The 26358-nt window shown below is 64.6% G+C and carries 25 protein-coding genes; 15 read left to right on the top strand and 10 right to left on the bottom strand.

What is annotated here, in order from left to right; all coding sequences use genetic code 11:
- Nucleotides 1–206: 206 nt before the first annotated feature.
- The 3 genes from MRBLSP13_RS07800 to MRBLSP13_RS07790 all read right to left on the bottom strand — a co-directional run bounded on the left by MRBLSP13_RS07800 (nucleotide 207) and on the right by MRBLSP13_RS07790 (nucleotide 2019).
- Nucleotides 207–770, bottom strand: coding sequence for a hypothetical protein (locus tag MRBLSP13_RS07800; protein WP_363735296.1), 564 nt, complete (start codon nucleotides 768–770; stop codon nucleotides 207–209).
- A 161-nt stretch (nucleotides 771–931) separates the two neighbouring features.
- Nucleotides 932–1657, bottom strand: a complete 726-nt coding sequence (locus tag MRBLSP13_RS07795) for a hypothetical protein (RefSeq protein WP_414714704.1) — start codon at nucleotides 1655–1657, stop codon at nucleotides 932–934.
- Between the two features lie 119 nt (nucleotides 1658–1776).
- Entirely contained in the window at nucleotides 1777–2019 is a 243-nt protein-coding gene (locus tag MRBLSP13_RS07790; protein ID WP_133651675.1) for a hypothetical protein, read from the bottom strand.
- 42 nt (nucleotides 2020–2061) lie between these two features.
- Here MRBLSP13_RS07790 and MRBLSP13_RS07785 point away from each other — a divergent pair, with 42 nt between their 5' ends.
- From MRBLSP13_RS07785 to trmB, 6 genes are all read left to right on the top strand, one after another.
- A complete protein-coding gene (locus tag MRBLSP13_RS07785; RefSeq protein WP_363753858.1) occupies nucleotides 2062–2682 on the top strand; it encodes a GNAT family N-acetyltransferase in 621 nt (206 codons plus the stop codon).
- 12 nt (nucleotides 2683–2694) lie between these two features.
- Nucleotides 2695–3330, top strand: coding sequence for a YqaA family protein (locus tag MRBLSP13_RS07780; protein ID WP_133651674.1), 636 nt, complete (start codon nucleotides 2695–2697; stop codon nucleotides 3328–3330).
- A gap of 11 nt (nucleotides 3331–3341) precedes the next feature.
- Nucleotides 3342–4916 (top strand): apolipoprotein N-acyltransferase, encoded by a 1575-nt coding sequence (gene lnt / locus MRBLSP13_RS07775; RefSeq protein WP_363753855.1) that lies wholly within the window; start codon nucleotides 3342–3344, stop codon nucleotides 4914–4916.
- 58 nt (nucleotides 4917–4974) lie between these two features.
- The gene (gene metK, locus MRBLSP13_RS07770; RefSeq protein ID WP_363753852.1) at nucleotides 4975–6180 is read left to right on the top strand and encodes a methionine adenosyltransferase; all 1206 of its coding nucleotides are present in this window, start codon (nucleotides 4975–4977) and stop codon (nucleotides 6178–6180) included.
- A 122-nt stretch (nucleotides 6181–6302) separates the two neighbouring features.
- Nucleotides 6303–7010, top strand: coding sequence for a methyl-accepting chemotaxis protein (locus MRBLSP13_RS07765; RefSeq protein ID WP_363753849.1), 708 nt, complete (start codon nucleotides 6303–6305; stop codon nucleotides 7008–7010).
- A 557-nt stretch (nucleotides 7011–7567) separates the two neighbouring features.
- Complete coding sequence (gene trmB / locus MRBLSP13_RS07760) at nucleotides 7568–8263, top strand: tRNA (guanosine(46)-N7)-methyltransferase TrmB (RefSeq protein ID WP_363735301.1); 696 nt, start codon at nucleotides 7568–7570, stop codon at nucleotides 8261–8263.
- Between the two features lie 383 nt (nucleotides 8264–8646).
- On the opposite strand, the gene MRBLSP13_RS07755 is transcribed toward trmB, so the two are convergent.
- The 3 genes from MRBLSP13_RS07755 to hpxZ are packed head-to-tail and all read right to left on the bottom strand — an operon-like array spanning nucleotide 8647 to nucleotide 11646.
- Entirely contained in the window at nucleotides 8647–9645 is a 999-nt protein-coding gene (locus tag MRBLSP13_RS07755; protein WP_363753846.1) for a bile acid:sodium symporter family protein, read from the bottom strand.
- A 37-nt stretch (nucleotides 9646–9682) separates the two neighbouring features.
- Nucleotides 9683–11263 carry a gamma-glutamyltransferase family protein gene (locus tag MRBLSP13_RS07750; RefSeq protein ID WP_363753843.1) on the bottom strand — a complete coding sequence of 527 codons (1581 nt, stop codon included), beginning with the start codon at nucleotides 11261–11263 and terminating at the stop codon, nucleotides 9683–9685.
- Nucleotides 11263–11646, bottom strand: coding sequence for an oxalurate catabolism protein HpxZ (gene hpxZ, locus MRBLSP13_RS07745; protein ID WP_363753840.1), 384 nt, complete (start codon nucleotides 11644–11646; stop codon nucleotides 11263–11265). Before hpxZ ends, MRBLSP13_RS07750 begins: the two co-directional genes overlap by 1 nt.
- A 221-nt stretch (nucleotides 11647–11867) precedes the next feature.
- Between hpxZ and MRBLSP13_RS07740 the strand changes: the two genes are divergently transcribed.
- Nucleotides 11868–14288, top strand: a complete 2421-nt coding sequence (locus MRBLSP13_RS07740; RefSeq protein WP_363753838.1) for a TonB-dependent receptor — start codon at nucleotides 11868–11870, stop codon at nucleotides 14286–14288.
- A gap of 8 nt (nucleotides 14289–14296) precedes the next feature.
- The gene (locus tag MRBLSP13_RS07735; RefSeq protein WP_363753837.1) at nucleotides 14297–15262 is read left to right on the top strand and encodes an isopenicillin N synthase family dioxygenase; all 966 of its coding nucleotides are present in this window, start codon (nucleotides 14297–14299) and stop codon (nucleotides 15260–15262) included.
- 80 nt (nucleotides 15263–15342) lie between these two features.
- Here the strand turns inward: MRBLSP13_RS07735 and MRBLSP13_RS07730 are convergent, their stop codons facing one another.
- Together MRBLSP13_RS07730 and MRBLSP13_RS07725 are read right to left on the bottom strand one after the other, a co-directional pair.
- Nucleotides 15343–16569 (bottom strand): MFS transporter, encoded by a 1227-nt coding sequence (locus tag MRBLSP13_RS07730; protein WP_363753834.1) that lies wholly within the window; start codon nucleotides 16567–16569, stop codon nucleotides 15343–15345.
- A gap of 127 nt (nucleotides 16570–16696) precedes the next feature.
- Nucleotides 16697–17620 carry a LysR family transcriptional regulator gene (locus tag MRBLSP13_RS07725; protein WP_363735309.1) on the bottom strand — a complete coding sequence of 308 codons (924 nt, stop codon included), beginning with the start codon at nucleotides 17618–17620 and terminating at the stop codon, nucleotides 16697–16699.
- A 116-nt stretch (nucleotides 17621–17736) separates the two neighbouring features.
- Here MRBLSP13_RS07725 and MRBLSP13_RS07720 point away from each other — a divergent pair, with 116 nt between their 5' ends.
- Genes MRBLSP13_RS07720 through MRBLSP13_RS07690 form a run of 7 tightly spaced genes read left to right on the top strand, consistent with a single transcriptional unit; the run spans nucleotide 17737 to nucleotide 24311 of the window.
- Entirely contained in the window at nucleotides 17737–18570 is an 834-nt protein-coding gene (locus MRBLSP13_RS07720; protein ID WP_363753831.1) for a creatininase family protein, read from the top strand.
- Entirely contained in the window at nucleotides 18567–19904 is a 1338-nt protein-coding gene (locus MRBLSP13_RS07715) for an FAD-binding oxidoreductase (RefSeq protein ID WP_363753828.1), read from the top strand. Before MRBLSP13_RS07720 ends, MRBLSP13_RS07715 begins: the two co-directional genes overlap by 4 nt.
- 2 nt (nucleotides 19905–19906) lie before the next feature.
- Entirely contained in the window at nucleotides 19907–21607 is a 1701-nt protein-coding gene (locus MRBLSP13_RS07710; protein WP_363753826.1) for a CocE/NonD family hydrolase, read from the top strand.
- A complete protein-coding gene (locus MRBLSP13_RS07705; protein ID WP_363735312.1) occupies nucleotides 21600–22034 on the top strand; it encodes a cupin domain-containing protein in 435 nt (144 codons plus the stop codon). The genes MRBLSP13_RS07710 and MRBLSP13_RS07705 overlap by 8 nt, the downstream gene beginning before the upstream one ends.
- Nucleotides 22034–22804, top strand: coding sequence for a cysteine hydrolase family protein (locus tag MRBLSP13_RS07700; protein ID WP_363753824.1), 771 nt, complete (start codon nucleotides 22034–22036; stop codon nucleotides 22802–22804). Before MRBLSP13_RS07705 ends, MRBLSP13_RS07700 begins: the two co-directional genes overlap by 1 nt.
- Entirely contained in the window at nucleotides 22801–22977 is a 177-nt protein-coding gene (locus tag MRBLSP13_RS07695; protein ID WP_363753822.1) for a hypothetical protein, read from the top strand. The genes MRBLSP13_RS07700 and MRBLSP13_RS07695 overlap by 4 nt, the downstream gene beginning before the upstream one ends.
- Nucleotides 22974–24311: an AtzE family amidohydrolase gene (locus tag MRBLSP13_RS07690; protein ID WP_363753820.1), complete on the top strand. Its 1338-nt coding sequence runs from the start codon at nucleotides 22974–22976 to the stop codon at nucleotides 24309–24311. The genes MRBLSP13_RS07695 and MRBLSP13_RS07690 overlap by 4 nt, the downstream gene beginning before the upstream one ends.
- Before the next feature lie 375 nt (nucleotides 24312–24686).
- Here MRBLSP13_RS07690 and MRBLSP13_RS07685 read toward each other — a convergent pair whose 3' ends face one another.
- Together MRBLSP13_RS07685 and MRBLSP13_RS07680 are read right to left on the bottom strand one after the other, a co-directional pair.
- Nucleotides 24687–25859, bottom strand: a complete 1173-nt coding sequence (locus MRBLSP13_RS07685; RefSeq protein ID WP_363753818.1) for a glycosyltransferase — start codon at nucleotides 25857–25859, stop codon at nucleotides 24687–24689.
- 3 nt (nucleotides 25860–25862) lie between these two features.
- Complete coding sequence (locus MRBLSP13_RS07680) at nucleotides 25863–26354, bottom strand: DUF2141 domain-containing protein (protein WP_363754334.1); 492 nt, start codon at nucleotides 26352–26354, stop codon at nucleotides 25863–25865.
- Nucleotides 26355–26358: the final 4 nt, after the last annotated feature.

Below are 26358 nucleotides of genomic sequence, written 5' to 3'. Positions count from 1 at the left end.
GGCTTTTTCCGTTTGCTGCCTTGTCATGCTTCGATACGGTCGTTCTATGGATGCACCTGTATTGGTTTACCCATTCATGACCGTATGGGGTGTGAGTGCGCTCGCTTGGCCACTGTTTTTCGTTCGGCTGGTGCGTAAGTCTATCGTGGCAGCTTTTGCAAAGGCACGCTCATAACCGGACGGTCCGCAATCCACCCGAAATCCCCCTATCCCCCGCTCCGCTTCCGCACCTCATCCAGCGCCACCCGCAACCGCGCCACCGCATCATCGCCATCCGGCCGCTCCACGCTCTCCAGCCGCTGCATCTCCTCCACCTCCTTCTCATGCGCCCTGAACAGCAGCGCCTGGATCATGTGCGGATGCCCGCGCCTGATCTTCCGGCTCTTGACCGCCCCTTCCGCGTCCAGCACGATCTCCTCATCCTCGATGCCGAACAGCGCCTGCCGCAGCATCAGCGCCCTCAACTCCTCATGTCCGATGCTCAGCGCCTGCTTCCACGCCCGCGCAAAGGCCGGATCGCGCCGCTTGAGATAATAGACCGTCGACAAATTCCGTCCGACGACCCGCGCCGCCTCGCTGACGTTGCAGGTGAGCGCCAGCGTCTCCAGGAACTTCTGCCGCAGTGCGGGCGTCCAGCCATTCTTCCGCACCGCCCGCATCTGCGGCGCGACGCCCAGCGCGCCCTGCGGCCCATTTTCCAGCGCCAGCACCCGCTCGGGCGCATCGGCCCGACCGCCGAACCGGCTTCTCTTCCCTTCTCCGTCCGCCACAGCCAATCCCCCGCATGCAAAGCAAAAGGGCCGGCCCCGCAAGGACCAGCCCTTCACCGCCTCTCCGGCGACTCACATTTTCCCAATATCGACTTATGTGCCAGAACAGCGTTACGATGTCAAGAAAAATGTTCCATATAGGTTAAATCAGCGCAGCCAACTCACCGCCCCGCATCGTCCGCGCCCGCCACGCTGCGCGTATAGTCGATCCTGATCCGCACCCAGCTTCCCACCATCACCTTGCCATTGACCCGCGGCGGCAACACCAGAAATTGCCACGCCGCCAGCCGAACCGCCTTGGCAAAGCCCGACCCCATGGGCGATTCGCCCAGCGCCTGGCAGTTTTCGACATGATAATGGTCCACCGTCTTGCACGCGACCAGGCCCCATCCACTGGCCGGCGCATTGACGGGAAGGTAGCCTGCCAGTTCCGCATGATTCGGCCGGCGGTACCATTCGGCGTCGAACAATTGCACGCCGCCCGGCCCTTCGCCCGGCCCGGCCACGGCCGCGCTGTTGCCCGGGCCAGTCGCTCCGTCCGCCGCGCCCTTCTTCGCCATCTTGCCGATGTCGGCGGACGCCAGCTGCTGGCTGTCCATCACCAGGAAGGGCAATGGAGAAGGCGGCTGCTCGACCGGCTTCACCACCGGACGGTTGGGCCTGACCACCGGCTGCACCTGCCGCTGTGCCGGTTTCTCCTGCTTCTTCTTCTCGCTCTTCTTCTTCTCGCTCTTCTTCGCCTTGCTCTGCGCCTTCTCCGCCTTGGGCGCGGGCGCCATCTCGAACGTCACCGGATTGCGCAGGTCGGGCAACCGGATCACCGGATCGGGCGCCAGCGTCAGCAACGCCAGCAGCAGCAGCGCATTGAACAGCAGAGCCAGCAGCAATCCGCCGCCGCGCTCGCGCCATTGGGAAGGAAGGGACAAGGTCAATTTCACTCGGTGCGCCGGGCCGGATTCAGAAGGGGGTCATGCCCAGACGCCGCCGCGCCGTCAACGCCGTGGCGTCAACAGATGTCCTCCTCCCGGACGACAGGACGACTTTCCCGGGTCGCCCGCATCCGGCTCGCCTTGTCTTCCGGGTCGGAGGTCAACACGACATGATCCTCATGCACCTCCAGCAGCACGCCGGCAAAGGGCATGCCCTCCAGGCTGCCCGTCACCCGGTAGCTGACCGAATCGCCGACCTTGAAGGTCGCCGGATCAGTGTTGAAATCAAAGGGGCAGGCGCCCGTTCCCATGCCTAACATATGCGTATCTCCTACAGGCCACATAGCTAGTGCAGTCCTGCCATGGCTTTCAAGCCCCCGTCGCTTTCAAACGCCGCCGCTCTCAAACCTCACCGCCTTCAGACCCCTGTCGCTTCCATCGCCGCCGCGCTACAGCGCGCCATGCCCATCCGCCTCGCCACCCTGTCCGACCTCCCGCGCCTGCACCCGGTGATAGAGCGTGCCTATCGCGGCGACACCGCCAGCGAAAGCTGGGCCTTCCAGTCCGCGCCACCCGCCAGCCCACGCACCAGCCTGCCCGCGCTGGCGGACATCCTCGCCGATCCCGCCGAACGGCTGCTCATCGCATCGGGACCGGACGGCGCGCCCGACGGCTGCGTCCAGATCTCGGACCGGGGCGACGGCCGCGCCTATCTCGGCCTGCTCTGCGTCGATCCGGCACTTCAGTCCGACGGCCTTGGCCATCGCCTCATCACGGCCGCCGAACAGCTCGCCATCACCGACTTCGGCACCCGGCGGATGGAAATGACCGTGATCTCCACCCATCACAAGCTCATCCAATATTATCAGCGACGCGGCTATGAACCCACCGGGGAACGGCGCCCCTATCCCGTCTTGCTCGATCCGCCGCAGCAGATGATCGTCCTGGCAAAAGCACTGGCGGCCCGAAAGCAGTTCGGCTAGGGCCTCAATCCGATGCTCACAAAGCTCTACCAATGGACGCTGGCGAAAGCCGCCCACGCCCACGCCGAACGCTGGCTCTTCGTCATCAGCTTCATGGAAAGCAGCTTCTTCCCCATCCCCCCGCACCCGCTGCTGGGCCTGATGTGCCTTGCCCGCCCTGAACGCGCGATCCGCTTCGGCCTGATATGCACCATCGCCTCGGTGCTGGGCGGCCTGTTCGGCTATGCCATCGGCCATTTCCTCTATGAAACGGTCGGGCAACAGATATTGCACGCCCTCGGCCTTGCCGCCAAATTCCCCGTCGCCGCCTGCTATCTGCGCGATTACGGGGCAGAGATCATCCTGATCAAGGGCGCGACGCCGATCCCCTTCAAGCTCATCACCATCACGGCGGGCTTCATCGGCCTGTCGCTCTTCACCTTCCTCTGGGCCAGCGTGCTCAGCCGCGCCTTCCAGTTCATGCTGGTGGGCTTCCTCTTCTGGAAGTTCGGCCGCCCGATCAAGGCGTTCATCGAGAAATATCTCGGCCTGCTGTCCGCCGCCTTCCTGGTGCTGCTGGTCGGCGGTTTCATCGCGGCCTCGGCGCTGTCGGGCGGCGGGGAGAAAAGCGACAAGTGCAGCAACGCCACCATGGCCACGCTGCACTGACCGGCGGCGGCATGAGGCAGATTCCGTCCCGCGTGCCGAAACTCGCCGCCATGCTCGCCGGATGCCTGGCGGCCACGGGCTTCGAACCGCTGAACCTCTGGCCGCTCACCCTGGCCTGCTTCGCGCTGCTCATCGTCCTGATCGAACAGGCCCCCGACCGCCGCGGCGCCTTCATGCGCGGCTGGCTGTTCGGCGTCGGCCATTTCACCCTGGGCCTCAACTGGATCGCCCACGCCTTCACCTTCCAGGACGCGATGCCCCACTGGTTCGGCTATGGCGCGGTTTTCCTCCTGTCCCTCTATCTGGCCGTCTATCCCGGCCTGGCGACGCTCGCCGCCTGGTGGCTCAGGCACCGGGTACGGACCGCCATGCTCTGGCGCAACCAGGAACGGGCCGCACTTCCCCTCATCCTCTTCCTGGCCGCCACCTGGCTCGCCTCCGAATATCTCCGCGCGACCGTCTTCACCGGATTCGCCTGGAACCCGTTGGGCGTCATCCTCCTCCCCACCGGCATGGCGATCGCCGCCACGCTGATCGGCACCTATGGCCTGGGCGCGCTCGCCATCCTCGCATCCGGCGCGCTCCTCCTCGCCCTTCGCCGTCGGATCGGGCCCGCCGCCGCCATCGCCGCACCGCTCTGCGCCCTCGCCCTCTGGGGGAATTTCTCGCCCGCGCCGCCCACTCCGGCCGGCGCGCCGCGCATTCGCGTGGTCCAGCCCAATATCGGCCAGGACGAAAAATATTCGCCCGAACTCGAACAGGCCCATTTCCGCACCCTCGCCGCCCTGTCGGGCACGCCACGCCCCGCACCGCGCCTGATCTTCTGGCCGGAAGCCGCCATTCCCGCCTATCTCGACATGGAACCGGAATGGCGCGCCCGGCTGGCGGCCCTGCTCGGCCCCGGCGACCTCCTGATGACCGGCGCCACCAAGGTCTATTTCAAGCAGGTCGCGAAAGACGGGATCGCGGAAAACGCGCTCGCCGGCGCCAACAACAGCCTGTTCGTCGTGGATAGCGGCGCCCGCCTGCTGGGCCGCTACGACAAGTCCCATCTCGTCCCCTATGGCGAATATCTGCCGATGCGGAACATCCTCCAGCCGCTCGGCCTCTCCCGCCTTGTGCCCGGCGATGTCGATTTCTGGCCCGGCCCCGGCCCGCAAAGCCTGACCCTGCCCGCCACCCTTGGCCGTCCGCAACTCAGCATGGGCGGCCAGATCTGCTACGAAATCATCTTCTCCGGTCAGGTGGTGGACAAGGCGCACCGTCCCGACTTCCTCTTCAACCCCTCCAACGACGCCTGGTTCGGTAGCTGGGGGCCCGTCCAGCATCTGGCGCAGGCCCGCCTCCGCGCGCTGGAGGAGGGCATTCCCGTCGTCCGCTCCACCCCCACCGGAATCTCCGCGGTGGTCGATGCCCGCGGCCATATATTGAACAGCATCGGCCATCATCGGGCAGGCTATATCGACACCGCACTGCCCCCCGCGCTGCCGCCGACGCTTTTCTCCCGCCTCGGCAACCTGGCGCCTTTCGCCTTCATGGCCGTGCTTATCCTGCTGGCCATTGCCACCCGCAGAACGACCCGCTAATAGCCACATAAACTTTTCTTTATGTCGCCTGCTCAAACAGCGTGCTAACGGGAGTCCCATGCGCAACAACTATCTCTTCACCTCGGAATCCGTCTCCGAAGGCCATCCCGACAAGGTCGCAGACCAGATTTCCGACGCCATTGTCGACCTCTTCCTGTCGAAGGATCCGGAAGCCCGCATCGCGTGCGAAACGCTGACCACGACGCAACTCGTCGTGCTGGCGGGCGAAATCCGCTGCAAGGGCGTCTATGAAGATGGCGAATGGGCGCCCGGCGCGCAGGAAGAGATTGAGAGCGCCGTACGCGAAACGGTGAAGCGCATCGGCTATGAACAGGACGGCTTCCATTGGGAAAGCTTCCGCTTCGAAAACAATCTGCACGCCCAGTCCGCGCATATCGCGCAGGGCGTGGACGCGGCCGGGAACAAGGATGAGGGCGCCGGCGACCAGGGCATCATGTTCGGCTTCGCCTGCGACGAAACGCCCGACCTCATGCCCGCAACACTGGACTACAGCCACAAGATCCTGGCGAAGATGGCCGCCGACCGCCACAGCGGCCGCGCCCCCTTCCTGGAACCCGACGCCAAGAGCCAGGTGACGCTGCGCTTCGAAAATGGCAAGCCTGCCGCGGCCACCGCCATCGTCGTCTCCACGCAGCACGCCAAGGGCTATGACGAGGGCGCGAAGGAAGCGGAACTCAAAAATTACGTGAAGGGCGTCGTCGCCGAAGTCCTGCCCGGCAACCTGCTCTCCGACGAGACCGTCTACCACATCAACCCGACCGGCAGCTTCGAGATCGGCGGCCCGGACGGCGATGCCGGCCTTACCGGCCGCAAGATCATCGTCGACACCTATGGCGGCGCCTCGCCCCATGGTGGCGGCGCCTTCAGCGGCAAGGACCCGACGAAGGTCGACCGTTCGGCCGCCTATATCACCCGCTATCTTGCGAAGAACATCGTCGCCGCCGGCCTCGCCCGCCGCTGCACGATCCAGCTTGCCTACGCCATCGGCGTGTCGGAACCGCTGTCGCTCTATGTCGACACCCACGGCACCGGAACGGTCGGCGACGACCGGATCGAGCAGGCGATCAGGAACATCAAGGAACTGGGCGGCCTCACCCCGCGCGGCATCCGCACCCATCTGGGCCTCAACAAGCCGATCTATCAGCCCACCGCCGCCTATGGCCATTTCGGACGAAAGGCGGAGGGCGACTTCTTCCCCTGGGAACGCACCGATCTGGTGGAAAAGCTCAAGGCCGCGCTTTAACCGCACTGAAAAGGCCATGCCGATAAAGGGGTTGCCGGTCGCCCGGCAGCCCCTTCTTCTTATGCCCTTACCTTTCCTTAACCATGCCTGGCCTAGCGCGCGACGGATCAAGGAGACATGGTTTGGCCTCTTCCCTCTCATATGGCACCAGCGGCGCCGAAGCAGCCTGGACCGCCCTCAACCGCAGCCAGGCGGTGATAGAGTTCGCGCTGGACGGCACGATCCTGACCGCCAATGCAAATTTCCTGTCCCTGATGGGTTATCAGCTCGAAGAGGTCGTCGGCCAGCACCACCGGATCTTCTGCGCGCCGGACCATGCCGCTTCGCAGGATTATGCCGATTTCTGGCGGAAACTCGGCTCCGGCTCATTCGACGCGGGCGCCTATGACCGCCGCGACCGCCACGGTCGCGAAATCTGGTTGCAGGCGACCTATAATCCCGTCTTCGAAGCCGACGGCACGCCGCTCAAGGTGGTCAAGATCGCCACCGACATCACCCGCCAGGTCCGGCAGGAGCAGGAGGCCCGCCACCGCCTCGCCGACAGCCACCGCCTTCAGCATGATCTGGAGCGGCAGAAGAACGCGCTGGAAAGGACCATGGACCAGTTGGCCGACATCGTCTCCACCATCCGGGGAATCGCGGCCCAGACCAACATGCTCGCCCTCAACGCCCGGATCGAGGCCGCCCGCGCCGGCGAGGCCGGGCGCGGCTTCGCGGTCGTCGCGGGCGAGGTCAAGAAACTGGCCGACGACACCCGCGTCGCCACGGAACGCGCCGCGGCCATGATGCAGCAGGAAGGCATCGGAATCGCGTGCTCCGGCGCGCGCTGACGCCCGACTCGCATTGCGGCAACATGACGAAAAGTTCATTGGCATGCCGCCTGCAAAACGCCCATAAACAGGGCGTCGGACCCGCACCCCTGTCGGGTCCGGCAACCCTCTTACCAAGGGGAATGCGATGACCAGGTCACTGACTTCCGCCCTCCTCGGCCTTGCTCTCGTGGTTGGCAGCGCCGCCCCAGCGCTCGCCGCACCCTGCAAGGACGCGAAGGGAAAGTTCGTCAAATGTCCGCCCAAGCCGGTTGCCAAGAAGGGACCGTGCAAGGACGCCAAAGGCCGCTTCACGAAGTGCAAATGACCTGACGGGTTCCGCGCCGACCCTCATCGAACGCGGCACCCGATCCCTCGCACCCCAAGGAACAAGCCGGCGCCCGCCCACGGCGTCAGGCCTGAGCCTCCTGTCCCCGGCCCAACCTCCTCAACACCGGGGACAGGAGGCGCCCCATTGCGCCTCGATCTTCTTGCCGCGCCCTCCCATTTCGATCGACCCCGCATCTTTATCCGCGGGGTGATTTCGTTCGCCTCGAAAATGCTCTATCGGGCCGCGCATGACTGCGCATAAATCCGGCGATCCCACCACGCTCAACCGCCTCTACGGCCGCCAATCCGGGCACAAGCTCCGCAAGGGGCAGCAGGAACTGGTCGACACCCTTTTGCCGGCCCTTTCCGTGCCGGAGGAGGGGGAAGTCACCGCCGCTGGCCTGTTCGGCTATGATCGCCCGCTGCATTTCGAGATCGGCTTTGGCGGCGGCGAACATCTCGCCTATCGCGCGGACCTGCTGCCCGATCATGGCTTCATCGGCTGCGAACCCTTTCTGAACGGCGTCGTCACGGCGCTCGGCCATGTCCGCGACCAGGCGCTGGGCAATGTCCGCCTCCATATGGGCGACGCGCTCTCGGTCCTGAGCCGGATACCGGACGGTGCGCTCAGCTTCGTCTATCTGCTCCATCCCGACCCCTGGCCAAAGGCCCGCCATGCCAAGCGCCGGATGATGAACCCCGGCCCCGTGGCGATGATCGCGCGAAAGCTCAAGCCCGGCGGCGAATTCCGCTTCGGCACGGATCACCCCGTCTATCTGCGCTGGGCGCTGATGGTGATGAACGGCCATCCCGATTTTGAATGGCTGGCCAGCACCCCCCGGGATTTTCAGAACCGCCCCGGCGGCTGGCCCGAAACCCGCTACGAAGCCAAGGCGCGCAGCCTTGGCCATGAAGTCTGGTATATGAAATTTCAACGTCGTTAATATAAGAACCCATCGGATAACTGCGATTTCCGGCTTAACCATGCGCAAATAAGGAAAATTCCTTCGGCATCTCGTGATTGTCCGATGATTACTTTTCGGCGATGGGTCATAAGGTTTTTTGCTTCTGCTATTTCGAAGCCTGCCAGTTGTGGCAAACAAGCGATCCGGCCTGAGGAGGAGCCAAGCAGCCAAGGACGGTTCCCCGCCGGTTTTCCTATAGTGTTAGCGGGAAGGTTAAGGCAGCGGATACACCTTACGAGAAAAGGCACATGGCGAACGCGACTTCTGGTTAGCACGGATGCACAGGCCTAAACTTCTGAGGTCCGATATCCCAGCAGGGCTTGCGTGAAATCCGGATGCTGGCTGATGCATGGACACACACCTCACGCTTCGGCGCGGGCAGGTTCGCCATAAGTAGCCTGACTCTCGTTTGCATAACGGCGCGCCAGAAATGCACATACGATCAACTGGATCTGGTGGAAGACCATCAGGGGCAGGATAACCAGACCCACTTGCGCGGCCGGGAACAGCACGCCCGCCATGGGCACTCCCGATGCGAGGCTCTTCTTCGACCCGCAGAACTGCAGGACGACCAGATCTTCCCGGGCGAGACCAAGGACCTGGCCCATTGCCCGCGTGGCGAGGAGCACCAGCGCCAGCAACAGACAGCAGAGCAGAGCGACGACGAGCAACGCCATTGGGGAAACGCGGTGCCATAACCCCTCCCGCACCGCTGCTCCGAAGGAATTGTAGATGACAAGAAGGATCGAACCGCGATCGACATAGGAGAGGAGCGATTTGTGCCGAGCGACGAAGCTGCCGATCACAGGGCGCAGGAGATGCCCGGCGAAGAAGGGCACCAGCAAGTGCAGCACGATCGATTCGAGCGTCCCCAGGGAAATGCCGCCTTGCCCGGCCGCGCCTGACATCAGCAGCGCAACCAGCAACGGCGTCACGAAAATGCCGAGCAGATTGGAGAAGGATGCGCTGCAGACCGCCGCCGCCACATTGCCTCTCGCCACGGCCGTGAAGGCGATGGAGGACTGGACGGTCGAGGGCAGCAACGTCAGGAACAGCAAGCCGGCGGCCAGCGGCCCCAGGCCGAGCGGCACGGCGGTGAAGGCAAGGCCAAACAGGGGAAACAGCAGGAACGTCGTCGCCAGTGCGGCGATGTGCACTTTCCAGTTGCGCGCGCCTTCGCGGATGGCTTCCCGCGACAGCTTGGCCCCGTGCAGGAAGAACAGCAGCGCAATACCGGCGTCCGCAAACCCGTCCATGACCGGGACGAACGCTCCGTGCGCGGGCAGGAGCGACGCCAGCAGCACCGTACCCACCAGCGCGAGGACGAGCGGTTCAAATAAGCCGATTATACGCACGATCATCGATATGTCCTGTTGCAAAACATGATGGGGAAGCAGGTCACCAGGCCGCGACCGCGCCGTCGGAGCGCGGGTCCCCGGCGCCTTCGATCATCCCGTCGGGATGGCGAACGATTGCGCCGGCATGACCCATGACGGAATTGAGCGGTGCAACCGGTTCGATTTCATGCCCCGCCTTTGTCAGAGCCGCGACGAGGCCGGCATCGAAGCCGGCTTCCAGCTTCAGCGTCGTGCTCTCCTCGCCCCAGGTCCGGCCGAGAAGCCAGCGTGGTGCGCACAACGCTTCCTGCAACGGCGCACCATAGCGGGCATAGCGAGTGAACAGCGCCGCTTGTGTTTGTGGCTGACCTTCGCCACCCATCGTCCCATAGGCCATGACGCGCCCGTCATCGAAGCGGGCAAGGGCCGGGTTCAATGTGTGAAAAGGCCTGCGGCCAGGTTTCAGCGCATTCCAGCCATCGGCTGCAAGACGGAAGGACGCGCCCCGGTTCTGCCAAGTGATGCCGCTGCCGGGCAGCACGATGCCTGAGCCGAATTCGAAATAGGTGGACTGGATGCAACTGACGACCTGCCCCCGCGCGTCCGCCGCCCCGAACCAGGTCGTGTCGCCCAGCGCCGAGGGGTGCGGCCACGGCAATGCGCGGGCCGGATCGATGCGCGCCGCCATGGTGTCAAGGGCGGCGCCATCGTCGAGCAACGCCTGGGCATCGACCGTCATGTAGGCCGGATCGCTGCAATGCGCATCGCGCCAGATAAAGGCCTGCTTGGTCGCTTCGATCAGCCCGTGAATGTGCGCAAATTCATCTGGGCCGCCAGCCTCGAGCCGGTCGAACAGGCCCAGGATCAGCAGCGAGGCGATGCCCTGCGTCGGCGGTGGCATGTTGTAGAGACGCGCACCGCCGATGGACAGACTAAGCGGAGCGACATGCGAAGCCGTGTGCCGGGCCAGATCGTCCTGCGTGACCGGACTGCCCAGCGCGGCAAGGTCGGCAGCGATGCTACACCCCAGCTCACCGCGGTAAAAGCTGCCGAGCCCGTCGCGCGCCAGTCTTGCCAGGGTTTCGCCGAGCGCAGGCTGCCGCAGCCGATCGCCCTCGCGGAGCGGCCTGCCTTCCGGCTCGAAGATGGCGGCGTAAGCGCCCGGCTGGTAGCGAAGTTCATCGCCCTTGGCTGCCGCAACATTCGCACCGCCGCGCGTTATCGCCACGCCATCGCCGGCGAGCGCAATGGCAGCGCGCAGCAAGCGGTCAAGCGGCAACATCCCGCTGTCCCCGGCCAGCGCTGCTTCCCAGCCCGAGACAGTGCCCGCCACCGTATTCGTGGCGAGCGGTCCGCGCCAAGGGATGACCGTATGCCCTGCGTAAAGCGTGAGGTCGGCCCCGGAAGCGGCTTTCCCGCAGGCATCGATCGCGCGCACCGTTCCGTCCGGCTCGGCGATCAGCCAGAAGCCGTCGCCGCCGATGCCGGTCATGTGCGGATAGACTACCGCCAGCGTCGCCGCGACCGCAACGCACGCTTCGACGGCCGTGCCGTCATCCTTGAGAATGTCGAGGCCAGCCTGACTCGCCAGGTGGTGCGGCGCGGTAACCATCCCGCGATAGGCACGTGGCGTGTGCAGCATCAGGAGGTCTGCCCCATCAGCGAGACATGCGCGGCAACGATGCGCCAACCCTCTGGCAAACGGACCCAACTCTGGCTTTGCCGGCCGATCGTCTCGCCGCCAAGGCGCTGGAACTCGACGTTGGCGACGGCGAAGTCGCGCCCGAACGTGGTGATCGCGATCCTGCGCACCGTGCGCGGCGGCGATCCTCCTTGGCGCTGCCGACGGAACGCCGCGATTTCGGCCTCGCCATAGAGATTCTCGCCCACGCCAAAGCGCACCACTTGCTGGGAGTGCCAGAACATGGCGTCGAGCGCCCCGATGTCGTTGCGGTCAAGCGCATCTTCGTAGCGCTCGACCAGCGCGGCGATCTCGGCATGAGTTTCAGGTTCGTCGATCATCATGGCGGCGTACTGGTCCTTTCCGGTAGCGCATCCGAGCTATCAGCGTCGCCACTGTGCAAAAAGCATCGTTATGCGTCTGTTGCGATGCTTCAAAGGCAGCAATAGAAACCTGGTCCGGCAAAGCGCGGAATAGGTCGCTTGATCAAGCGACATCCCCTGCGTCCCCTTTTTAGCATCAATATTGAGCAAAAACGGTTCTTTTAAGTGCGCACAGACTGCGATTGTATGAGCAGCAGCAACACCGCGTGATCGGAGCAGGAGCATCGGCCTGGTGCGCCCGACAAACGTCTGGGGAGAGGTCCGGGAGGGGCCGTGCTCAACATCGCTGGCACAACCATGCCGGCTCTTCGGGGGACCATATCATGACGATCTTCAATACCGGACATATCAGAAACCGTTTCCGCACCGGCGCATCGCTGCTGCCGATGCTGTTGCTGCTTCCCGCTGCTGCGCATGCCGCGGATGCATCCGCAAATGCGGATGAAGCTTCCGACGCGGGTGCCGGCGAGATCGTCGTTACCGCTCAGCGGCGTGAGCAATCGACCATGGACGTCGGCATCAACGTGACGGCGATTTCCGAAGAACGCCTCAAGGTGGAGCGCGTCGAGCGCATCGGCGAGCTCAAGCAGCTGACGTCCAACGTCGAGGTCCGTGAAATCCGGCCCGGCGGCGGCCAGCCGGTGATCACCATCCGCGGCGTCGGCATGAACGACTTCACCGTTGCCAGCAACCCATCGACCTCCGTCTATTTCGATGGCGTCTACAGCCCGAATATCGGCACGATCAGCCAGCAGTTCTTCGACGTTCAGAGCGTCGAGATCCTGAAGGGCCCGCAATCGACGCTTTATGGCCGCAATGCCACGGCGGGAGCCGTCACGGTTAGCTCAGCCCAGCCGACAGATACCTTGTCCGGCTATCTGACCGGCGGCCTCGGCAATTACCGCGCTTTCGAAGGCGAAGGAGCCATCAGTGGGCCGATCGGCAAGGGGCTCACCGCGCGCATCTCGGTCAGAACGCGGCAAATGTACGACGGCTGGATCAACAACCTTTACCCCGGTGGCCATGATATTGGCCAGATCCACCAGGTGGCCGTACGCGCGCAGCTAAAGTGGGAAGCGACGGACAGCCTGACGCTGCGGGGCATCTTCGGGTATCAGCACGAGGACGACGAGCCGGGCGCCTTCACCGCCTTTGGCCGTCACGTCCCTGGCGGCGCGCCGGGAGCCACGACGCCTTTCTGTCCAGTATCGCTGGCCAACCAGATCGATTTCGGCAACACTTGCGCTTCGCTCTTCGGCGCGCTGCGCACCTCCACCGATGTCCATACGATCAGCGAGAACGATCCATGGACCGTGAAAGGCAAGGCCTATACCGGTACGCTGATTGCGACTTGGCGCGGCGATGGTTTTGCGGTCACTTCGACCACCGGCTATCTCCACTGGCAGGAAAATTACATCAAGTCCGACGCGCTGCCGATTACCGAGCAGACGGCAATTCTCGACCAGCGTACCTGGCAGTGGTCGCAGGACCTGCAGATCGCCTCGACCGGTACTCGCCCGTTGGAGTGGATGGGCGGTGTCTATCTTTCGACGGCGAACACCAATAACCCGACCTACACCATCGCTCCGATCCAGAACGGCAACTTCATCGGCACCAACAGCGCCGACACGCGTACGGCGCAAGCCTATGCTCAACTTGACTGGAACGTGACCCCTACGCTGCAACTCACCGCCGGGGCACGCTACATCCACGAATTCAACAGCAAGATCGGCGGCACCTGGAAGGACGTCAACAAGAACGGCGTCGTCGACGTCGGGGACGTCAACCAAGCCTTCATGGACGGCTCTATAAAACAGGATGCCGTGTCCTGGAAGGTCGGCGTCAACTACAAGCCAAGCCGCGACACACTGATCTATGGTAGCATCACGCACGGCTTCAAGAGCGGCGGCTTCATAGCCCCTGCGGTCGCGACGAACTCCTCGCAGCTCCTGCCGTACAAGGGCGAACACCTCTATGCGTTCGAAATCGGCTGGAAACAGAACCTCTGGGACAATCTGGTCAGCCTCACTACCAGCCTGTTCTATTACAAGTACAACGACATGCAGACCAACCAGCAGCAGCTGGTCGGCAACCTCCTCGTCAACCGCTTCGCCAACCTGTCCGACGCCCATATCAAGGGCGTGGACTTCGAACTGGCGGTGCGACCGGTGCGCGGAATGGAGCTGCGCTTTGACGGTGGGCTTATCGATAGCTGGGTCGGAGCTTTCACCAGCGGCGGCGTGAATTTCCCGGCGGGCAACCGCTTCGCGAATGCGCCGACCTTCACCGGCTCGGCCTCAGCCCGCTATCGCTGGGCTGTCACCGATGATCTCGACATGTCGCTGAGCGGATCTGTCCACCGCCAGAGCAGCGTTTTCACCAATACGGAGAACACGCCGATCTACCGGATCGACAGCGACGCGACGCTCGTCAATGCCCAACTGCAGCTCATCATGCCGGAAACGGGCTGGACCGCGTCGCTCTGGGCGAAGAACCTGACCAACGACGAATATACAAACAGCACGTTCCAGAACGGCTCGGCGGTGAACACGGTCTACAACATGCCGCGCACTTACGGCCTGTCCTTCACCAAGAAGTTCTGAGGAAGATCATGCGCATCTACACGCCACCAAGGCCTGCCGCGGTAATCCCGGTGATCGACATTTCGGGGCCTCCGGCGGCGGTGGGGAAGGCGATAGGCAAGGTCTGCCGCGAGATCGGTTTTTTCTACATCGCCGGTCACGGCGTTCCAGAGGAATTGATCGCGCGGCAGTTCGCCGCGGCCAAGGCGGTGCTGGACACGCCGCTTGCCGAAAAACAAGCACTTCACATGAAGAACTCCCCCGCCGGTGCCGGCTTCGAGCCGATCGGCGCGCAGATACTCGACAGCCAGGAGGATGGCGGCGACTTAGCGCCCGTCGATCTCAAGGAAAGCTTCTACTGCACCACGAACCTTCCCGCCGAGAACGCGCGCACGCAGGCCCGGACATCCGGCCACAATCAATGGCCGGATCTCCCCGGATTCCGTGAGCAGACCCTGGTCTATGGCGATGCCTTGCAGCTTCTGGGCGACCGGGTTCTGCAACAGATCGCGCTCTCGCTCGAGCTACGGGCGGACTGGTTCGCGCCGTACTATGCCGGTGCCGAAGCCAAGCTCAGGATGCTGCGCTATCCGCCGCAAAAGGCCGATGCGGCGTTCAACCAGATCGGCGCTGGCGCGCATACCGACTGGGGCGGCATCACCCTGCTGGCGCAGGATTCGCTTGGTGGACTGGAGGTGTGCGACGTCAACGGGACGTGGGTCAGGGCCGATCCGATTCCCGGTACGTTCGTCGTCAACCTGGGGGACCTGATGATGCGCTGGACGAACGGACGCTATGCCTCGAACTTCCACCGGGTCCGGAACAATCACGGCGCAGCGGATCGCTATTCGCTCGCCTTTTTCTACAGCCCGCGCAGCGACGCCGTGATCGATCCGATCCCGTCCTGCATCAATGCCGACCGGCCTCGCCGCTTCGCCACCTGCACGGCGGGCGAGCATGTCCGCGAGATGTTCCGCCGCTCATACGGCTATTGACCGTCTTCGCAAAAGAAAGGACGCGCTGGTTCGCCATGCGGATCGGCGCGTTACATTTCGTTGGCAGGCAGCGCCGCGCATCAGGCTCGCCGGGCATAGAGAAATAGCGCCGCTGCGCTCAACAGCAGGAAGGGCCCGAAAGCGACCGCAACCGCTATTGTCGGCAGGTTCCAGGCGAGCAGCCAGCCCCCGGCCAGCGGGCCCAGACTGCCACCGATCAGGCGCGCGAGGCCGATCGTGAACCCCAGCGCGGTTGCCCGCATCTCCTGGGGATAGACCTGTACCGGCGCGGCAAGAGCGCCGCCGAAAGCGCCATTGATGCACAAACAGATGCAGCAGCAGCCAAGCACCAGACCCACGAAGCTGCTGGGAAGGCCCACCGCTGCGGTCAACACGATCGCGGTTACGGCAAAGATCGCGGCTAGAGCCCGCAATCCGTTGCGGTCCATAGCCCAACCGGTGAGGAGCGCTCCAGCAAGACTGAATGTTTGCGCGAGCGCGTTGGCAAGCGCGACCTTCTGCATATCGGGATCGTGCCGCAGCAGCAGGGAAGGCAGCCAGAAGTTGAAGAAGAAGGAAGTCGCGTAGATCGTCGTCATGACGAACAGGAGGACGAGGGTCGCACGCCGATAAACAGGAGCGAACAGCGCTCCAACATTATGCGAAGGTCCCAGAGCTGCGGTCGCTTCATGGACAGGCTCGCGCACGAGTTTCAGGATCGGCAGCGCAAGCACCAGGGCGAACAGCCCGCCGACATACATCAGCGACTGCCAGCCGTGGTCCGGCACAAGTGCCGCCGCCGCCAGACCCGAGGCGACAATGCCGATGGCAATGCTGGCGGACAGCAAGGCCGCCGTCGCCGCCCTCCGCGACGGGGTAACCGCGTCGCATGCCAGTGCGATGGCGCTCGGCACCGAGGCACCTAGCGCCAGGCTCGACAAAATGCGCACAGCCGCCAGTTCAGCCATATTGGCGACATGCGCGGTGATCAGCGTAGCAAGGCCAAAGACCACGAGGGCGACGATCAGGCAAGGCTTTCGGCCGAATCGATCGGCGATCACGCCAATGCCCATCGTGCCGATCGCCGAAGCGACGACACTGGCGGCGAACAAGTTGCCGATCATCGTTGGGCTGGAGCCCCATTCGCGTATGATGATCGGGGCCGCATAGCCCACGGAGTAGGTGTCGAAGCCTTCGGCCACCATCGCCAGCGCGCAGAGCGCCACGGCCGGTCTTGCCGAGGGGACACTTTCCCGCGCCTGCGACAAGTGAGGCGTGATCGTTTGAACACCTGCTGGACTCGTCATCACCACGCGCTCCCCTTAACTGGCAGACACACGCAGGATATGAAAACTTCTCTACAAGAAAAGCATCACTTTGCGTCGTGTGCGCTGCCTTTATGGCAGCAGTCTGACCGGGCTGTTTCTTGCAAAACTATCCGATACGCGCATCCGCAACGTCCCCGGCAAGTGCTGTCACGCGCTCGATCAGATGCTGGGCAAAGTGGCTGGCGATCGAGTCGAGCGGATCGTTTGAGCGCGAAATGAGCCTTAGGGTCTGCGGGTGGAGATTTTCATCATCCAGAGGTATGAAGGCGAGGCGCTGCGAAGCCAGTTCCGTCACGACGTCGAGCGGATTGAGAAGCGCGACCGCATCCGAAGCCGCAACGAAATTGCGCATCAGTTCAACAGAATTGGTCTCCAGCACCGGGGCAACCGCCTCGAAGCGGCTGAAAGCCACATCGATCACGGTGCGCAGACTCATGCCCGGCTCCGCGATTACGAGCCGATAGTCCAGAAGTTCGCTGAGGCGAAGCCGGTCGCGGCTCGCCAAAGGATGGCCGGCCGCGACGATTGCGCCCAACGGCAGGTCCACCGCGAACAGGGTTTTGAGCCCCGGTCTCGGCGGTATGCTGTACGCTAGCCCAAGGGTCGCTTCGCCGTTCATGACCGCGTTGGCTATCCCCTCGGTCACCGCACTCGAAACTCGCACACGCACACGCGGATAGGAATCGACATAATCGCTGATGATCTGCGACATCGGCCCTGCCGACAGCCCGAGCGTGGTTGCGAGCGTGATGGCACCGCGCTTGAGCCCCTTCATGGCCTCGATCTGCTGCATCGTCTGCTCGTGGGCCCTCAGCGTTTCGCGCACATGCTGGATCAGGACTTCGCCGGCGGCAGTCAGGCGCATGCGGCGCGGCATACGCTCGAACAGCGGTTCGCCCAGTTCCTCTTCCAGCGCGATGATCTGGCGGTTGATCGCGGACGACGCGATGTGGAGCTGCGCCGCAGCCTTTCGGATCGTCCCCACGCGGGCAACGACATCCAGGTACCGCAGCATACGTCCGTGCAACAAGGTAGCGACTCCCTCTGTTGGCGAAAAAAGGCATCACCGCGGTCGCAAATCGATGCTTTTTTCAGTGCAAGGAAGCTTTACCGTGAGGCGGGCTCGGCAAGAAAGGATAATTTGCAATGCCGCCCCACTTTTACCCGGCCCGGCTCTGGCGCGACATGCCGTCATCCGCTTTTCAGGCCCTGCCCGCCAATACCATTGCGATCTTGCCGGTGGGCGCCATCGAGCAGCACGGACCCCACCTGCCGGTCTATGTCGATAGCTGCATCAACGAGGGCCTGCTCTCACAGGCTCTGAGCGAAGCCCCGGCAGAACTGCCCGTCGTGGCCCTGCCGATCCAGTCAGTCGGCAAGAGCGATGAGCATCTCGCCTTCCCCGGCACGCTGAGTCTTCCGGCTTCGGTGCTGACGGATCTGCTCCTGGAACTGGGCCGATCCGTTCGTAGGGCAGGCATCCGACGGCTCGTCCTGCTCAATTCGCACGGCGGCCAGCCTCAGATCATGGACATCGTCGCACGAACGCTACGGGTTGAGTTAGGCATGTTCGTGGTCAATGCCGCGTGGTCGAAGATGGGCATGCCTCCGGGGCTCTTCTCGGCAGAGGAATGTGCCCATGGCATCCATGGCGGCGAGATCGAGACTTCGCTGATGCTGCACTTGCGCCCTGACCTTGTCGACATGGCGAAGGCGCGGAACTTCGTTTCCTTGAGCAAGACGATGCAGGCTGACTTCGACATCCTGACGCCGGAAGGCAAGGTCGGTTTCGGTTGGCAGATTCAGGACCTGAACCCCGAAGGTGCATGTGGCAACGCCGCCGCCGCAGACGCTGAGCGCGGCAAGCTGGTCGCCGATCATGCTGCTGCGCGCTTCATTGCCCTTCTCCACGAGGTCGCGCGCTATCCGGTCGAGCGCATCGGCGCTCCGGCCGCTATTTCACAGGCCGCAACCGCATGAACCTCGCCGGTTTCCTCGACCAACTAGGCGATGTGCCGTGGAGCCGGGCGCCCGCCGATCTCAAGCGCAAGAGCAAGGACTATTTCTGGTTCAGCCCGGTGCTGTCCGCGCTGCTTCACGACTGCGAAGCTGACGTGATCGTCTCTCCCCGCTCCGTCGATGAGGTCATGACCGTCGCCGCGGCCAGCGCGCGCACTGGCGTTCCGCTGACGCCGCGCGGCGGCGGGACCGGCAATTACGGGCAGGCCGTTCCACTGAGACGCGGAGCGGTGATCGACATGACCGGCCTTGCCCGGTTGATCGAGGTTGCGGACGGTGTCGTCACGGTCGAGGCTGGCATGACGCTTCACGCGCTGGAGCAGGCGCTACGCGCGCGGGGTCATGAACTGCGCATGTTTCCCTCCACCTGGGAAACGGCGACCGTCGGCGGCTTCGTCTCGGGCGGGACCGGCGGCGTTGGTTCGGTCACCTGGGGCGGTCTGCGCGAACCCGGCAACCTGATCGGCGCCAGCCTCGTTACGGTAGAGGACACGCCCCGCCTGATCGATCTGACCGGCAGCCAATGCAACCTCATCAATCGCACCTTCGGGACGACCGGCCTGCTCGTCCGGCTGGCGTTGCCGGTGCAACCGGCCGTCGACTGGCATGACCTGCTCGTGACCTTCGAACAGTTCGAGGATGCAATCGCCTTTGGCCACGCGATGTGCAAGGCCCAAGGCGTGCAGAAGCGTCTGTGCTCGATCTCGGATGACCGCCAGGCGCGCTATTTCCGACCCTATGTTCCCTATATTCCCGAAGGCAGCGCCATCGCCGCGCTGATGGTCGCGCCGGCGGGCCTTGTCGCGGCGCACGAACTGGCGGCGGCGCACAATGGCCGCGTCACGTTGGAACGCGCTTCGGGAGGGGAAGAAGGCCCATCCCTCCCGATCTACGAACTCGGCTTCAATCACGCGACCCAGCACGTCCTGCGGCGCGAGCGCGGCCACACCTATCTGCAGACTATCTTCCCCACGCCCGAAATACTCCACGGCCTACGCACGCGGCTGGGCGACGAAGTGATGTGGCATGTCGAGTTCATCGGCTTCGACGGCGGTCATGTGATGAACAGCCTGCCCGTCGTTCGCTACACCGGCGAAGAGCGGCTCGCCGAGCTGATCGCGATTTTCGAGAACGCGGGCGCGCCCGTCGCCAATCCTCATGTCTACACTGTCGAGGACGGTAGCCGTTACAAGCGACTGCCCGGAGACCAGCTCGGGTTCAAGCACGATGTCGATCCCCAAGGGCTTCTCAACCCCGGCAAGATGCGTACGTTCATGCCGTCAGAGACGCTATAGCCGTGCTCGACCGGACCATGCCGCACAAGACCATTGCGTCCTCCGGCGAAGGCGCTCTTCCCGGCCTCGTCCAGGCATCGATGCTGACTTCGGACGGAGTGCGGCTGGACGCCGACATCTGGATGCCGCTTGGCGAGGAGGATGCGCCGGTGCTCCTGATGCGGCAGGCCTACGGCCGGCGGCTCGGCTCGGCGCTATGCTACGCGCACCCCGCCTGGTACGCACGCCAGGGTTTCATCGTAGTTATCCAGGATGTGCGAGGACGCGGCACCTCCGAGGGCGAATTTACCGCCTTTGTCCATGAGGCACGCGATGGCGCCGAGGCGATCGAATGGGCCGCTGCGCTGCCGCGTTCCAATGGGCGGGTCGGTCTTTATGGGTTTTCCTATCAGGGCACCAACCAGCTTCTCGCGGCTGGACTGCGTCCGCCCGCGCTGAGGGCCATGGCGCCCGCGATGATCGGTTGGGACCTGTTCGCCGACTGGGCGAGCGAGGACGGCGCGCTGCGCCTCGCGTCCAACATCAGCTGGGGTATCCAGATGGCGGCGGGTACCGCCGAGCATCGTGGCGAGATGGCGGCGTGGGAGGAGCTGTTCGCCGCATCGCGCGCGCTCCCGCTCAATGCCCCCGTCAACGCGCGGCCGCCGGTGCTCGAACGCCACCGCGCGCTCGGGCACTATCACGACTGGCTGGAACGCCCCGCCAGCGATCCCTACTGGTCCGCCGTCTCACCGAGCGCCGCGCTCGCGGAACTGCGCGCGGGCGGTGTTCCGGCGCTGTTCGTCGGCGGCTGGTTCGACACCCATCTGCCGGGCACGCTCGCGGGCTTCGATGCACTCGGCGGCGCGCTCATGATCGGCCCCTGGACGCATTTTCCGTGGGACCGCTCCGTGGCCGATCGCGATTTCGGGTCCGCCGCCGTCAGCCCCGTCGACCATGCCCAAGTCCGCTGGTTCCGGCGCTGGCTCATGGACGATGCCAACGTCGAACTCTCGCCGCCGATCTCGCTATTCGACATGGGTACCTGCGAATGGCGGACGGGCGACATCTGGCCGGAGGAGCGGACGACCTTCCATCTGGGTGGGGAAGGCATTGCCTCGGTTGACGGAACAAGCGCAACACTTGGGCCGGCTCCCGGAGAGACTTGCATTGAGTACCTTGTCCACGATCCCTGGCGGCCGGCACCGAGCGTGGGCGGCGCATTCGGCACACCGCCGGGACCTGTCTACCGGGCTAAGGTGGACAATCGTACCGACGTGCTCACCTTCACCACGGCTCCGCTTGAAGATTCGCTGGCGTTGTTCGGCGAAGTCGGCGCCGATCTTGCCGTGGCCTGCGACAGCCCGGCCTTTGATCTTGCCTGCGTTCTCTCGCGCATCGACGCGCGAGGAAGGGTGACCCAGATCGCCGAAGGCCATCGCTCCCTGCTCGATCACCGGGCGGGGGATCGCATCGCCGTGTCGCTGCGCAAGACCTGCGCCACGCTGCGCCCCGGTGAGCGGCTTCGCCTCTCGATCGCCGCCGCCGCCTATCCGGCCTATCCGGTCAATCCCGGCACCGGACGCCGGCCGGCCGATGCTCCCCGGAGCGAGGCACGGCTCATCACGATCGGGATCATCACCGGCGGCGCGGGCGGATCGCTGCTGCACCTTTCGATGGCTCAAGGGCAGACCACCCAACAGGAAAACCAGGACTATGTATGAGATGATGCTAGCCCGCTCGGTCCGCGATGTGGAAGCGCGGCGAATCGCCCCCGGCGATAGCAACTATTTCGCTCTCCTGTTCGATCCGCTGGCCGACGGGATCGAACCGGTCTGCGTCGTGGAGATATTTGCGGTCGGCGGACGGACCCCGCCCAACAGCCACGCGCATGCCCATGAATATTTCTACGTCATTTCGGGCGAGGGTGAGGCGCATTGCGGCGACACCGTCCGGCGCATCACGCCCGGCGACGCGCTGATGCTACGGCCGGGCGCCGAGCATGTCGTCGTCAACACCGGCGCGGCGAAGCTCTACACGCTTACCTTCATGGTGCCGAACGAGGGCTTCGCCGAATTGATCCGCGCCGGGGAGCGGGTAGAACTGGATGCCGAGGACCTCGTTACGCTGACCGGCCTCAAGGCCGCGTGATGGCCGTGATGCACCCGCTCGGCAGCGCCCCGCACAACCAGTGGCGCGTCAATGAAGCCGCCGTGGATTTCGTCCGCACGCCACGCCTCCCGCGACCCGTGGCGATCCCGGCAACGCCGCAGCATATCCGGCTCGACCTTGCCCGCACGGCGCTTGTCATCGTCGATATGCAGAATGACTTCTGTCACGCCGACGGCTGGCTTGCCTCGATCGGCGTTGACGTGTCGCCCGGACAAAGGCTGATCGCGCCGATACATGCGATGCTGGCAGAGGCCCGCAACGCCAATATTCCCGTCGTCTGGGTCAACTGGGGCAACCGGCCAGACCTTCTGAACCTGGGCCCCTCGACCCTCCATGTCTACAATGCTTCGGGCACCGGCACAGGCCTCGGCAATCCGCTTGCCAATGGCGCACCGGTGTTGCAGGCCGGTAGCTGGGCCGCGGCGATCCTCGAGGAGTTTGGCGATACCGCCGGCGACATTCACGTCGCCAAGTTCAGCATGTCGGGCTTCTGGGAAACGCATCTCGACGCGATCCTGCGGAACCTTGGCGTTACGACGCTACTCTTCGCGGGGGTAAATCTCGACCAGTGCGTGCTATGCACGTTCCAGGACGCGAGTTTCCGGGGCTATGACTGCGTGCTGCTGGAGGATTGCAGCGCGACGACATCACCCGGCTTCTGCGCCGAAGCGACGCTCTACAACATCCGCCAATGCTTCGGCTTCGTCGCCGCGTCGCCCGATGTCATCGATGCGGTGAAGCAGGCATGAGCCTCCAGCCCGAACTCGCCGAACGCATCGCCGCAATGGCGCCGCTGGACGTACCGGACGCCTATGCCGAAAGCGTGGCGCAATGGCTCGATATTCTGGCCGATCATATAGTAGCCTTTTCCGGGATTGAATTGCCTGACGCGGTCGATCCTGCGCCGATGTTTCGCGCATGAGCGGCCTCGCACGCCAGGCAGTGCTGCGCAGCCTCGCCGCGATCGCCGATCGGGACGCCGCGTTCAACTGCTTCACTTCCGTCCAGCCCGAACGGGCGCTGGCCGACGCCGACCGGGCCGACCGGACGGGCGCTCCGCTCGCCGGCCTGACCTTCGCCGTAAAGAACCTGTTCGACATTGCGGGTGAGGTGACGCTGGCCGGATCGATCATTCTCAAGGATGAACCGCCCGCAGCGCGTGACGCCTTTCTGGTGGAACGGCTGCGCAGCGCGGGCGCCGCGTTGCTCGGCACACTCAACATGGATGAGTTCGCCTACGGCTTTTCCACCGAGAATTATCATTACGGGCCGACGCGAAACCCGCACGATCCCGCGCGGATCGCCGGCGGATCATCGGGCGGTTCGGCAGCGGCGGTGGCGGCAGGACTGGTGGACGTCGCACTGGGATCGGACACCAACGGCTCGATCCGCATCCCGGCCTCGCTCTGCGGCGTTTATGGCTTGAAGCCTACTTTCGGGCGCCTTTCGCGGCGCGGCGCCTTTCCCTTCGTTGCCAGCCTTGATCACACCGGCCATTTCGCAGCGAGCCTCGACGGCCTTGCCCACGCCTTCGATGCGATGCAAGGCCATGACCCGGAAGATCCAGCCATGCTGGACATGCCGCCCGCCGCCTCGGTCGCGGCGCTGGCCGATAATGGCCGACCGCTGCGCGTGGCACGCCTCGGCGGCTGGTTCGCCTCGGTGATGACCACCGAGGTCGCCGAGGCGATGGACCGGATCGCGGCCGCAGCCGGAGCCGACCGCACTGTCGACCTGCGCGGCGCTGAAGCGGCGCGCTCAGCCGCCTTCACGATCTCCGCCGCCGAGGGTGGGCAATTGCACAGCGAGCGATTACGCACCCGCCCGCAGGATTTCGACCCGGCGACGCGCGACCGCCTTTTCGCAGGCGCGCTACTTCCAGCCGCGGCCGTCCTCCAGGCGCAGCGCGTGCGGACATGGTTCCGCGATCAGGCGGCCAAGCTGTTCGCCGAGCACGACCTTCTCCTCGCGCCCGCCACATTCACCACAGCGCCGGAGATCGGCCAGGCCTCGGTAACGGTCGATGGCAGAACAATCCCGGTGCGCGCCAATCTGGGCCTCTATACCCAGCCCATCAGCTTCATCGGTCTGCCCGTCCTCACCGCACCCGTGGCCGTGGCAGGCCTTCCCATCGGCGTGCAGATCATCGCGCCGCCATGGAAGGAGGAAGCCGCTTTCCACCTTGCCATACGACTGGAACGCATCGGGGAACTGATGGTCCGCCGCGCCGGAAGCGCCGGCAAACCGAGCGGATGAATGGCGCCGCTTCACCGCCAGTCTTGTGTCGTTCTGGGAAAAATCAGTGCTTACCCGGTGATTATTTTTACCATAACACGCTTCACAAATAGACCAGAATATCGACTATTATCAGACTTTTAATGAGTATTCGTACCGATGGTCCGGTATTTTCCGCGACCGGCGTCAGGCACGGCCGGCGCAGCCCGGCCGCGCCGATGTCACCGATCGGAACGCAACAGCCACCAGAGAATGGCGGTCATCAAGGACCAGCTTTCGCAGGTGGAACGATGGCGCAGACCACAGGAATGGGCCTGTCCCGCGTCGGGCGGCCGCCTGCGGAAGACAGGAAGGCTCAGGCGGCGGCGCGGGCGCATGGGGCGAGCTATAGGCCGGTCAAGCAACATGGCGCCGTTCCCTGGTCATGTCGTCATAGACCGCGAACAGCCGGTCGAAATGGTCGTCCATGGTCATGACCGATGAAGCCGACGCCAGCGCCGTCCGGCGCCGCGCCACAGCATCAGCCTGCGCGAAATCGACGATGGCCGCGGCCAGGCTGTCGGCCTGCCCGGCGCGATAGAGCAACCCTCCGCCACTGCGCGCCTGGTCGGACGCACCGCCCTCGTCGGGCACGATGACGGGCAGGCCGCTGGCGCGCGCTTCGGCCGCCACCATGCAGAATGTCTCCGCCTCGCAGCCATGGACGAGCGCGTCGGCGCTGGCGAGCAGTTCGGCAAGCGCCGGTCGCGCATGCATCGGCGCCAGCAACTGGATATGCGGATTATTGGCCGACGCCCGGCGCACCCGCGCCCTTTCCCGGCCGTCGCCGACCAGCACCAGGCCGACCGGCGTCGAAAAGCCCGCCGACGCCACCGCATCGATCACCATGGGCCAGCGCTTTTCCGGCGCATGACGGCCCACCCCCAGCAGCAGCGTCGCCTCCGGCCCAAGGCCGCAACGCTCCAGCAGGCGCGCGCGCAGTCCTTCATTGCGATGCGCCGGGCTGAAATAGCCCGGTTCGACGCCCATGGGCAGGGTCATCACCCGCCGCAGCCGGCCGGCCTCCAGCCGCTGGGACAGGCTGTCGCTGGCGCTGACCACCAGGTCGAACTGCTGGTCCAGCCGGCGCAGATGGCGCCAGAACCAGTCGAACCCGCGATCGATCGCCTCGCGGCTCAGCACCGATCCGAACCAGCGATAGGCATAGGCCGACAACGGATCGGCATGCATGATCAGCGCGCGCGGCGCATCGCCCCGCCAGCGCGCCACCATCGCCGCGCTGGACCAGGGGGAGGATGCCTCGACCAGATCGGGTTGCAACCGGTCCAGCATGGCGTGGAGCGAGGCTTCATCGTCGAAATAGGAATAGCGCCGGTCGAGCGGAAAGCGCCGCGCGGGCAGCATGACGATCCTGCCGCCCCCCGCTTCCACCACCTGGTCGCTGTCCGACGGAGCCAGGATGATGACCTCATGGCCGGCCATCGCCCCTGCGCGCAGCTTGCGTTCGACATAGGTCTTCACGCCGCCGCCGCTGGGCGCGTAGAAAGCGCAGACATCCACGATGCGCATGACCTATTCCTTGATCGGGCCGAAGGAGAAGAGTCCCCGGCGATAATTGACGATGATGACGATGTGGGCCGGGCCGCTGTCCACCGTCGCGCTCGCGGCGGCGGCAGACGGCTTGGACCAGCCCAGCTTGGGATTGCCGGCAAAACCGATGCCGTCGACCGAAATCGAGAAGCGGCGATTGGCGTCGCGATCGTGCAACAGGCTGAGCGCATAGGTGCCGGGGCCCGGCGCGCGGATGCAAAGCTGCACCGGCCCGGCGGCCGGCACCGCCTCCTCGACCCTGCGAAACGGCTTGCCCGCCGCCACCAGCACATTGTCGTCCGCCAGGAAATCCGTGTCGTTGGCGGGGTAGAGTTCCAGCTTCAGCCGACCCTTGCGATCCTTCAGGCCCTTGACCTCTACCAGGAAGGCCGAGCCATTCTCGCTCGCGCGGCACCGGCCCTCCGCCTTGCCCAAATCCGGGCTGGACGGGATGGCCGCGGCGAGCATCAGCATCGCG

Source organism: Sphingobium sp. LSP13-1-1.1 (genome assembly GCF_040676415.1).
In the GTDB taxonomy this organism is placed as follows: Bacteria; Pseudomonadota; Alphaproteobacteria; order Sphingomonadales; family Sphingomonadaceae; genus Sphingobium.
Note: the sequence above shows the minus strand (reverse complement) of the source record. Positions and strands in the feature narration are given on the sequence as shown.